Annotated in this window: 8 protein-coding genes; all 8 read right to left on the bottom strand. The window is 40.1% G+C overall.

The window, feature by feature from the left end:
• Positions 1 to 116 precede the first annotated feature (116 nt).
• Positions 117 to 1,748, bottom strand: coding sequence for a glucose-6-phosphate isomerase (pgi, locus tag EZJ28_RS08930; RefSeq protein WP_131397025.1), 1,632 nt, complete (start codon positions 1,746 to 1,748; stop codon positions 117 to 119).
• Positions 1,749 to 2,981 (bottom strand): peptidoglycan DD-metalloendopeptidase family protein, encoded by a 1,233-nt coding sequence (locus EZJ28_RS08925; RefSeq protein ID WP_207388447.1) that lies wholly within the window; start codon positions 2,979 to 2,981, stop codon positions 1,749 to 1,751.
• Between the two features lie 12 nt (positions 2,982 to 2,993).
• Positions 2,994 to 3,953, bottom strand: coding sequence for a tryptophan 2,3-dioxygenase family protein (locus EZJ28_RS08920; RefSeq protein WP_131397022.1), 960 nt, complete (start codon positions 3,951 to 3,953; stop codon positions 2,994 to 2,996).
• Between the two features lie 2 nt (positions 3,954 to 3,955).
• On the bottom strand, positions 3,956 to 4,732 hold the full coding sequence (locus EZJ28_RS08915) for a DUF3108 domain-containing protein (protein WP_131397519.1): 777 nt from the start codon (positions 4,730 to 4,732) through the stop codon (positions 3,956 to 3,958).
• 302 nt (positions 4,733 to 5,034) lie between these two features.
• Positions 5,035 to 6,177 (bottom strand): 4-hydroxyphenylpyruvate dioxygenase, encoded by a 1,143-nt coding sequence (gene hppD, locus EZJ28_RS08910; RefSeq protein ID WP_131397016.1) that lies wholly within the window; start codon positions 6,175 to 6,177, stop codon positions 5,035 to 5,037.
• 109 nt (positions 6,178 to 6,286) lie between these two features.
• Positions 6,287 to 7,456, bottom strand: a complete 1,170-nt coding sequence (locus tag EZJ28_RS08905; RefSeq protein WP_131397014.1) for a homogentisate 1,2-dioxygenase — start codon at positions 7,454 to 7,456, stop codon at positions 6,287 to 6,289.
• 182 nt (positions 7,457 to 7,638) lie between these two features.
• Positions 7,639 to 9,861 carry a patatin-like phospholipase family protein gene (locus tag EZJ28_RS08900; protein ID WP_131397011.1) on the bottom strand — a complete coding sequence of 741 codons (2,223 nt, stop codon included), beginning with the start codon at positions 9,859 to 9,861 and terminating at the stop codon, positions 7,639 to 7,641.
• A complete protein-coding gene (gene uvrC, locus EZJ28_RS08895; RefSeq protein ID WP_131397009.1) occupies positions 9,862 to 11,655 on the bottom strand; it encodes an excinuclease ABC subunit UvrC in 1,794 nt (597 codons plus the stop codon).
• Between the last annotated feature and the right edge of the window lie 55 nt (positions 11,656 to 11,710).

Genomic DNA, 11,710 nt, shown 5'->3' with positions numbered 1-11,710 from the left:
ATATCTCTATAGGCATGTTAAATTTTTATTAAAGAGAACTCACGTTATCCCATAAAAAAGCTCCGGATTTTTCCGGAGCTCTGTATAATTAAAATTTTAATCAAGTTCTGACTTTATTATTTCAGGTAATATTTCAATAAGGTCCCGGTAGATGAATCATGATCACTAACTTCCTTCTCACCAAATTCTGCAAGAATCTTACTGGCAAGCTGCTTACCAAGTTCAACTCCCCATTGATCATAACTAAATATATTCCAGATGATTCCCTGTACAAAGATCTTATGCTCATAAAGTGCAATAAGTTTTCCCATACTTTCAGGTGTCAACTTTTCTATAAGGATAGTTGTGGTAGGCTTATTTCCTTCAAAGACCTTAAAGGCTTTAAGCCTGTCTACCTCTTCTCTTCTAAAACCTTTGCTCTTCAACTCTTCCTCTACCTCATCTTCATTCTTTCCATTTAAAAGAGCTTCAGTTTGGGCGAAAAAATTAGCCATCAGTTTATCCTGGTGATCTTTATCCCCAAAAAGAGATCTTTTAAAGCCAATAAAATCGGCAGGAATAAGTTTTGTTCCCTGATGTATCAACTGAAAAAATGCGTGCTGGGAGTTGGTCCCAGGCTCACCCCAGATAATGGTTCCGGTCTCATAATCCACTCGCTCTCCATTTCGATCCACACTCTTACCGTTACTTTCCATAATAGCCTGTTGCAGGTAAGACGGAAACCTATTTAGGTATTGAGAGTAAGGGATAACAGCTTCACTCTCTGCTTTAAAGAAATTGTTATACCAGATGCTCAAGAGAGCAAGTTGTACCGGTAAGTTTTCTTTAAAGGAGGTATTCTTGAAATGCTCATCCATCTTACGAGCGCCGTCAAGAAGGGCGGCGAAATTATCATAGCCAATGGCCAGACTTATAGAAAGGCCCACAGCACTCCAAAGAGAAAAGCGACCTCCTACCCAATCCCACATAGGGAAAATATTATTTCGGTCTATTCCAAAAGATTCCACTTTTTCCAGGTTGGTAGAAACAGCCACAAAGTGTTTGGAAACTTCTTTCTCCGGCACAGATCTAAGAAACCACTCGCGCACAGTAGTGGCATTACTAAGGGTTTCCATAGTGGTAAAGGTCTTGGATACAATCAGAAAAAGAGTTGTTTCCGGGTTCAGATCCTTTATGGTCTCATGAACATGATCACCATCTACATTTGAAATAAAATGCATATTCAGATGGTTCTTATAGAACTTAAGGCTTTCGGTAACCATCACAGGACCAAGATCTGATCCTCCAATGCCGATATTCACCACATCGGTAAAAGCCTTACCGGTATAGCCCTTTCTGGCCCCACTAATAACCTCAAAGCTGAAATCCTTGATCTTCGTCTTCACCTCTTCCACTTCAGGAAGAACGTTTTCTCCTCTAACCTTTATTTCGGCATCTTTGGCCGCTCTTAATGCGGTATGGAGAACAGGCCTGTTTTCAGTTCTATTGATGGCTTCTCCTGAGAAGTAATCATTGATAGCCTCTTCCAGCTGACATTCTTCAGCTAACTGAAGTAAAAGACTTCTGGTATCTTCAGTGATCCTGTTCTTACTGTAATCAACATAGAAATCTTCCCAAAGGATGCTGAATTTTTCAGCACGATTCTCGTCATCACTGAACATATCCCGCATATGTTCATTCCGAATCTTCTTAAAATGCTTTTCTAATTCCTTCCAGGCTTCGGTTGAGGTTGGATTTATATTTTTCATCTAAATGTTTTTGTAGGGAATTTGATCCAGTTCTTCTTTTAAAGGCTCGATATAGGCAAAGTACTCGTCCTTCAGCTCTTCTTCAATATGCTTGGCAGAGGGCAGATTTTGTCGGTACGGATCAACCTGCCGTCCATTTACCCAAAATCGGTAACACACATGGGGGCCAGTGGCAAGGCCAGTACTTCCAACATAGCCGATGACATCACCCTGTTTTACGGCCTGTCCGGTTCTAACCGCTCGCTTGGTCATATGAAGATACTGGGTAGTATACTTACTGTTATGCCTTATTTTTACATAATTTCCATTCCCAGAAGTATAACTTGACGCTATCACGGTACCATTTGCCGTACTTACAATGGGTGTATTATAGGGAGCGGCGTAATCTGTTCCTAAATGGGCTTTCCATCTCTTCTGAACCGGATGGAAGCGTCTTTTGGTATACCTGGAGGAGATCCTGGAGTAATTGAGAGGAGCCTTAAGGAAAAAACTTTGCAATGCTTTTGCTTCATCATCATAGAAACTCGGTTTTCCCGAAATACTGTCTGTGAGATATTTGAAAGCATAGAAAGGCTTTCCTGAATGTTTAAAAACTGCAGCGTCTACCTTTTCAATACCCGCAAAAATAGTATCCTCAATATATTTTTCATGGTAGACCATCTTGAACTGATCTCCCTTTTGAAGTTTAAAGAAATCTATACTCCACTGGTAAATGTTGGAAAGTTCATACACCAGCAGGTGATTAAGCCCCTGAGCCTCCATTGCTTCAGAAAGAGATGAAGTGATCACACCTGAAACTTCCCTTCGCTTTACGGTTACCGGCCGTTTGCGTTTCGCGGCATAAATACTATCTGTTAAAGAAACTACCGTATAGTTAATCTTATCATTCTCGTATATAAAGAATTTCGGGGTTCTCGCCGAGTCCTTGTCTTTCAGTATCATATACCTCTTCCCCGCTACGATTCGTGCGGGATTAAAAGTATCTTTCACTTTCTGGGTGATCTCATAAACTTGCCCCGGAGCCACACCACTTTCATCCATTATGGCACCAAAAAAGTCTCCCGACTTTATAGTATCTTTTACTACCTCATAATTGTTAAGCACAAAACCGTATTCCTTTTCCACAGGAGGAAGTTTTTTCTCTTTAACCTCCTTTACTGCCTGGTCTTTTTCATCATCATTGCAGGCAATAATCACCAGCATCATCATTAACAATAAACCTAGTTTCTTCAATTTTTCGTTTTTTTATTTTTCAGTATTAAATGTATGGTTCACCCACTGTTTTCCCCAATCTTCCTGTTCTTCCTTACTCCATAAATTAGGAAAGAAAGAAATCTTTTGAAACCCAGGTGGCAAGAATTGCTTCCAGTTGGTGCCTCCCGTAGCCTTTATCGTTGATTTATCCTTGCTCAAATAACGATAGGCAGCTCCCATATGCATTAGAAGCCAGTTGATATTCACATTAACGTCCAGGTCCCGCATAGCCTTGATAAGGTCTTTATTATTCCTGTCCTCTTCAGCCATACCAAGATAACGATGGTAAATGGTGTTTTCTTTCACCTGATTGGCGATTCGCAGAAACCTTGGAGTATAGCGTTTTTCAAACTGCCTTAAAGTAAGGGTCTTTTCGCCTGTTTTCAAGTCTATACCTCCTTTTTTCCAGTAAATATTCTCGTAAAGCTCTTCCAAAGTGTTAGTTTCTGAAAAATCAGTTCGAATATCTGCTGAAACCAGATGTTCCAGCGGTGTTGAATAAAGTTCGATCATTCTGAACTGGGCCGACTGAAAACCACTGGCGGGCAGAAGCGCCATTCTGAACTTCAGGAACTGCTCTCTTTCCATTCCCTTGATCATAACATCAAAAGAATCGATAAGGATCCGGAAATACCTGTTGATCCTTTTCAGTTTTTCGATAAAGAATGAAGGTGTGAGCGTTGGGTTTTCAATGATCTGTTTCTGTTCATGAATTATAAGCTTAAAATAAAGCTCCGTTATCTGGTGATAAGTAATGAAAATGGTTTCATCAGGGAAATGAGTATTTGTCTTTTGAAGACTTAGCAGGGTATCTACACTTATATAATCCCAATAAGACAAATAACGGTCATACAGCAGACCGTCCAAGTAGGAACCCATATCCTGCCCCGAATTCCGGAATTTCTCTTCCAGCTTACTAATTCGTTCGGCGATTTCGGGCTTTATTTCCATATTTAATTCATTATAATACTAAACTGATGCTTTAATCCTTTATAAGCTTCAAGATCGGCATCTAAAGAACCAACAGCCAGATCAGCTTCGATCTTTACGGGAATTTTATTTTTATCATCACTTACCCATATGGTAAGACTTTCCTTTTCTTTGAACACCCGCCCAGCCAGAACATACGGCCTGAACTTTAGAGTGGCCACCTTTCCAAATTTGGTCTTGATCACTTCCCGGCCCAGGAAAACCAGTTTAAAATCGGTGTTTTCATCATCGATGAACATTTTTAACTTCATCTCATCTCCCGGCTTCAGATCCCTGCCATTAATCTGGTTGCGAATATAATAAAATGCCGACAACATATCATGCACATTATTGGGCACCGAATAGGTCTGCCTCTTATCGGTTTTTTTATTGTGTACATGGGCCTGATTGGCCTGATGATCAAAGTCTATTTCCAGATCTTTAGTATATCCGCCTTCATTAATCTTCCTAATGAACTTATATGGCTTTCCGGTTTGCCTGTCAATATAAGTTTGATAATCATCATCTACTTTAAAGAAAAGGCTCAATAATCCGGTGGATTTACCCCTCCCTTTTACATGATAAACAGGCCTATCATTTAGATGAGCCTCATCTACTTCCAAAGTGGCATAACTGGCATTAAAAAGACCATAGTGAATCCTGAACTTGAACCATTCACCTCCTTCAAAGGCATTCTGTGAGAATACCTCAGCAAATGGTATAAAGAGGAGTAAAAAGGTAATTGTAAATAGTCTTCTCATCATGTTTTATTTCCTAAGTTATCTGGTATTTTTAAGGGCTTGGTACGCTAATTACAATTACTATTCCAAAAGTATTAAAACAAAAAACCCCATCAAATTAATGATGGGGTTTTTGTCTTATTAACCAACTAAAACTTAAATTATGAAAAAAATTAAATCATTCCTGGTAACCACTCCAAAAATGCGGTGCAAAAGTCTGATATTTCTACCTTGCCAGCAATGTTTAGATAAACTTTAACTAAAAAATTACGTGATTATCAGAAATTTATTTTCAGTGTTTAAATTTTAGCAGTTTTTTAATCTTAATTTAAAGTACCTCGCAAATCCTGCTCTCTTTCAATTGCTTCAAATAAGGCCTTAAAATTACCTTTTCCAAAAGATTGAGCTCCTTTACGCTGAATGATCTCAAAGAACATGGTTGGCCTGTCCAAAACAGGTTTGGTAAATATTTGTAAAAGATAGCCTTCATCATCCCTGTCTACAAGGACTCCAAGTTCCTTAAGTGGTTCAAGATCCTCATCAATCTCTCCAACCCTGTCTAAAAGATCATCATAATAAGTCTCGGGTACATACAGGAATTCAACTCCACGATCCCTTAATTGAGTTACAGTCTCTATGATATTATCCGTGGCAAGGGCTATATGCTGCACTCCTGCCCCATTGTAGAAGTCAATATATTCCTCGATCTGGGATTTTTTCTTCCCCTCTGCCGGTTCGTTGATAGGAAACTTGATACGGCCGTTACCGTTGCTCATCACCTTACTCATAAGAGCAGTATACTCCGTGGAAATATCCTTATCATCAAAGGAAACAAGCTGTGCAAATCCCATTACCTTGGCATAGAATTCCACCCATTTGTTCATTTCGTTCCAGCCTACATTCCCAACCATATGGTCAATAAATTTCAGCCCGGTATCTTTAGTTTCAGCCTTGGTATTCCAAGCCCTGTAACCTGGAAGAAAAGGACCTTCGTATTTATTCCTTTCCACAAAGAGATGAACCGTCTCCCCATAGGTATGTATCCCCGATATCACGGCCTTACCATTATCATCTTCCAGTTCATAGGGTTCCACATAAGATTTAGCTCCTCTTTTTGTGGTCTCCTCATAACTTTTTCGGGCATCATCAACCCATAAAGCAACGAATTTTACTCCGTCTCCATGTTTGTTGATATGTTCATTTATATCTCCATCTCTTTCCAGAGGAGAGGTTAAGACCAGTCTAATCTTCCCCTGCTGAAGAACATAAGACACCGTATCCTTCTTCCCGGTTTCAAGCCCCGCGTACGCAACAGGCTGGAAGCCCCAGGCATGCTGATAATAATACGCAGCCTGCTTGGCATTACCTACATACAATTCTACGAAGTCCGTTCCAAGAATCGGTAAAAAATCCTCCGCTTCCGGAACCACTTTTTCTAATTTTAATGATGTGTTATCTGTACTCATAATATTTTTAATTTTTTCTGAACGGGTGAAATGATAAAGCTTTTTGTCTGGAATTTCCATAGTTACCAATTCGCCCACCTTCCTGAGCTAAAAAATCTTCTTTTTACTATTACTTATCTTCTTCTTCCAGCCATGATTTATAATATGTATCATCGGCTATTTCCATCGCCTCTTCGGTAAGCATCAAAGGTTTAAAAGTATCTACCATTACCGCAAGTTCTTCGGTATCGGTTTGCCCAATACTTCTTTCAACGGCTCCCGGATGAGGACCATGAGGTATTCCGGCCGGGTGAAGCGAGATGTGCCCTGCTTCGATATCATTACGGCTCATAAAATCACCATCCACATAATAAAGCACCTCATCACTATCAATATTACTATGACTGTATGGTGCCGGTATGGCTTCCGGGTGATAATCATATTTACGAGGGCAGAAACTGCAAACCACAAAGGCGTCGGTCTCAAAAGTCTGATGCACCGGTGGTGGCTGGTGAATTCTACCAGTTATGGGTTCAAAATCATGAATGGAGAAGGCGTATGGATAATTATAGCCATCATAGCCCACCACATCAAAAGGATGTGTGGCATAGACCATATCAAATATCTTCCCTTGTTTCTTGATCTTTATAAGGAAATCTCCTCGTTCGTCATTAGTTTCGAGCTCATATGGCTGACGCAGATCACGCTCACAGAAAGGCGAATGTTCAAGCAACTGACCGAACCAATTCCTGTATTTCTTCGGAGTATAAATTGGTCTTCTTGATTCTACAATAAAGAGTCTGTTATCCTCATCATCAAAATCAAGTTTATAAATAGTCCCTCTTGGAATAAGCAGGTAATCACCATATTTAAAGTCTAGATTTCCAAGATGGGTTCTAAGTTTCCCGGTACCTTTATGAATAAAGATCAGTTCATCAGAATCTGCATTCTTATAGAAATAATCTTCAGTTGATTGCTGCGGAGAGGCCAGGATTATATCACAATCTGAATTGGTTAATACCGTCTTACGACTTTCCAGGTAATCCGGGTGCGGAGTTATTTGAAATCCCCTGAAACGGTAAGATTTCATATTATTCTCTACAGTCACTTTTGGTGTGGCATCATAACTCCCCTTGATTTCCTTTACCTGAGTCGGTCTATGCTCGTGATAGAGATTTGAGGACATCCCGTCAAAGCCAATGGTTCCAAAAAGTTGTTCATAATAAAGACTGCCATCCGGTTTTCTAAACACCGTATGACGCTTATGAGGTATTTTGCCAAGCTTATGATAAAAAGGCATAATTTCTGGATTTTAAAATCATTCAAAAACTTACTTTTTTTTGAAGGATTACGATTTTTTCTACTTTATTTTTCGATTTCTACAAATATCATGAAATTTTGACGAATTATTCTTAAATGAAGTCTAAAAACCCCGCAGGAAACGTGAAAAGCTTTTGATTTCAGAATATTAAGATAAAAGAGTTAAAACCAGAATCCAAGACTAAAGAACCAGTAGCTCTCTTTAACTTCAGGAGAATAGGTGTATTTCACCTCCATAGGGCCTAGAAAAGTATCCAGGCCATAACCCAGCGCATAACCCGAATAATCAGGCCAGCTGAACCACTTCCCGGTAGTATATAACCGGTTTTCAACATTAGCCATATTAGTGCTTGCTATGATATGATTATTAGGGTATACTTCATAATCAAGCTCTACTAATCCCCTTATATAGCTGTCTCCCGAAAGACTAATGAAGTCATAACCATAAAACGGAACAAAATTATTGATAAGGTTATTTCCATAACCTCCAAGGAAGAAATCGAATACATTGATATTATCATTCCCTATCTTAAAACCAGTATCCGTTGAAACCCGCATTACGAATCTGTCTGAAAAAGGCAAAGCATAGCCAATCTCCCCCTTAGCTATAGAAAACTCTGCGAAATCGGGCTGATCATTAGAAGCCAGCAGGTAAATATGGAAGTCACCGTTAAAATAAAGTCCTTTCCGGGGGAAGTATTTATTATCGTAACTATCATAGGTCAGGTAGCCAAAAGTGCTGAAGTAATGATTGTCTTCAAAAACATTATTACTGCCCTGAGGAGTGGGGTTGTTAATGGTTGAAGAAGCTATATTAAGATATTTATGTTCGGCACCCATTCCAAATAGGAACACCTGCTTGAACAGGGTCTGCACATAGACCTGATTGGTAAAATCCTTATAATCCACAACAATCTCCCTTACCCCGCCAATTTCATCCAGTCCGGCATTTTCCCTCGCAAGATCAAAACTTACGTCCTTCTCAAAATTGTTATAACGGGATTTCAAGCCAATACTCCAGTAGTATCCCTTGTCCAGATAATAATCAAAATTATACCTGAACTTATCTCCAACAATTACATCCAGGGAGACCACATCATTAGTGAACATCAAACTTTTCCTGGTAAGGTTCACAAGAGCGGCGCTTTGATACAGCTCATCGTAATGCAGTCCCAGCCTTAGAAATGTCTTATTCTCACTTTCTTCTATCTGCATCGCAAGGGTATAATCCATCGGCTCCTCGTTAGGGATGAGTTGATAGTTTATCCTGTTGAAATTCCCGGTGGCTGACAGGTTATTGATCCCTATCCCAAGATCATCCAGGTCATAAGGCTCATCATAATCAAGTTTCAGTTTTCCCAGGATATAGGAGCGCGGGTAATCACTATTACCCTCCAGCACAAGTCCACTAATATTAAATTTATCGATCTCGGGGACATTGAATTTCCTAGGGGGTTTCTGATCTTTAGCCAGATCTTTAAGCTCATCCAGCTTTCTTTTAGTGGCTACCCTGCCGGAATCGATTATAGCCTCGCCTTCATCGAAAGACAGGATGGAAAAGGCAGAGATATCCGGTTTAATATAGATATCAGTAAGTGGCCTTTTAACTTTCATATCGGCAATGGTATTGAAGTTATTGATCTGCGTAAGAATATCAAATACACTTTTCAGATCCTCCCTTGCAATCAGGCTGTCCTGTACATCAACACCGATAATGATCTCCGCCCCTCTCCTTCGCAGCTCCTCCACCGGATAATTATTGGCGACTCCGCCATCTGTAAGCAGCCTATCATCAAATTTAACCGGACTGAACAATGATGGGATAGCACCACTGGCCGAAATTGCCTTGGCCAGTGAGCCCTCATCAATTATCACCTCTTCTCCGGTTTCAATATCTGCGGCTATGCAGAAGAAAGGAATGGGCAGGTTCTCAAAATCTTCAATATCACTTACATGCATAGTAAGACGAGACATTAGATTGTAAATGTTCTGACCTTTGGACAGAGCTGAAGGAAAACTTATATGAAAATCATCAAAAGGAAGGGTGAGGGCATATTTTTCGGTATCCTCCTTCTCATAGAAGGTTTTTGCGCTTCGCGGAATATCGTCCTGTATAAGAATATTGAAATTGGTAGCATGAAAAATGGAATCAAGCTGACTGGCCGAATATCCTGCAGCATACAAACCTCCAATTATGGCACCCATACTGGTCCCGCCAATATAATCTACACGCACTCCGGCTTCTTCCAGAATCTGCAGTGCGCCTATATGCGCGAGACCCTTTGCTCCCCCGCCACTCAGCACAAGCCCTACCTTAGGATCATCAGATTGAGTATATCCTGGCATGCTAAAGATTATGAATAACAGAAGGAGAAATTTCCTCATTTAACCCGTATGATAATGATTGTGAATAATACCCGCTTTCGAAGCTCCTATAACTTCGGACAGCTCTTCCAGGGAGGCCTCCTTCACTCTTTTTAATGACCGGAAATGCTTAAGCAATTCCACCACGGTCTTTTCTCCTATTCCCGGGATCCCTTCCAGCTCTGTATTAAGCGCCGTTTTACTTCTTTTATTGCGATGAAAGGTAATTCCGAATCTATGCGCCTCATTTCTAAGCTGCTGAATTATTTTCAGGGTTTCTGATTTTTTATCCAAATAAAGAGGTATCGGATCTTCAGGATAGAATATTTCTTCCAGTCTCTTAGCTATCCCTATGATCGCAATCTTCCCTCTTAAACCAAGTGTTTCCAAAGCTTTAACTCCACTTGACAACTGACCTTTACCTCCATCTACGATAATAAGCTGAGGAAGCTCCTCTCCTTCGTTCAGCAATCTTCGATACCTTCTGAAAACCACTTCTTCCATAGAAGCAAAATCGTTAGGCCCTTCAACCGTCTTGATATTAAATTTACGATAATCTTTTTTACTGGGTTTGCCATTTTTAAAAACCACACAGGCTGCAACCGGATTACTTCCCTGAATATTGGAATTATCAAAACATTCTATATACCGCGGTTCCTCACTTAGCCTTAGATCTTCTTTCATCTGCGCCATTACCCGGTTCACATGCCTGTCCGGATCAACTATCTTCATCTGTTTGAAACGCTCCTGGCGGTAATATTTGGCATTCCTTTGTGACAGTTCAACGATCTTCTTTTTATCACCAAGCTTTGGAACTGTTACTTTCAGATCTTCGCCGGCATCTACCTTGAATGGCACATAGATCTCTTTTGAATTCGAATTGAACCTTTGCCTTATCTCTATGATGGCAAGTTCCAGTAGTTCCCTGTCGCTCTCATCCAGTTTCTTTTTCATTTCGATGGTATGAGAACGGATGATCGCGCCATGAGATAACTGAAGGAAGTTCACGTATCCATAGCCTTCATCTGTAACAATGGAGAAAACATCTACATTATTAATCTTCGGGTTTACGACCGTAGATTTGGACTGGTAATTCTCCAGCACATCTATCTTATTCTTGATTCGCTGGGCATCTTCAAACTCCATCCTTTCAGCATGCTCCTTCATCTGATTTCTGAATCGCTGCAGAGAATCCTTGAAATTTCCTTTTACGATCTGCCTTATGGCTTCAATATTTTTATTGTAGTCCTCTTCTGCCTGCAATGCCTCACACGGACCTTCACAATTACCTAAATGATATTCAAGACACACCTTATATTTCTCATTCCTGATCTTATCTTCAGCCAGATCATAATTGCAGGTACGCAGCTTATAAAGTCCTTTGATGAGATCCAGTAAAGTATTTACGGTTTTAAAACTTGTAAACGGACCGTAATATTCACTGCCATCCTTTATAAGTTTTCGGGTTGGAAATACGCGCGGAAACCTTTCATTCTTTATACATATCCAGGGATAGGTCTTATCATCCTTCAGCATCACGTTAAAGCGCGGCTGATGTTTTTTGATAAGGTTATTTTCCAGAAGCAGCGCATCGGTCTCTGAGGCCACCACAATATGCTTAATCTCACGTATCTTCTTCACCATCACTCCAATGCGATGGCTGTCATGCTTTTTTGTAAAATACGAGGTAACCCTTTTTTTGAGGTTCTTAGCCTTCCCAACATAAAGTATCTTCCCGTTCTTGTCAAAATACTGATATACCCCCGGGCTGTTGGGCAGAGTTTTTAACTGAACTTCCAGAGCAGGTTTTTCCATTACTCAAATTTAAAACATAATTGATAGCCTGATAAATTTTTAAGACGGGATTAAA

Origin of the sequence: Gramella sp. KN1008 (genome assembly GCF_004332155.1) — a bacterium.
In the GTDB taxonomy this organism is placed as follows: Bacteria; Bacteroidota; Bacteroidia; order Flavobacteriales; family Flavobacteriaceae; genus Christiangramia.
The sequence above is the reverse complement of the archived record's forward strand: the minus strand, read 5'-3'. Positions and strand labels throughout refer to the sequence as shown.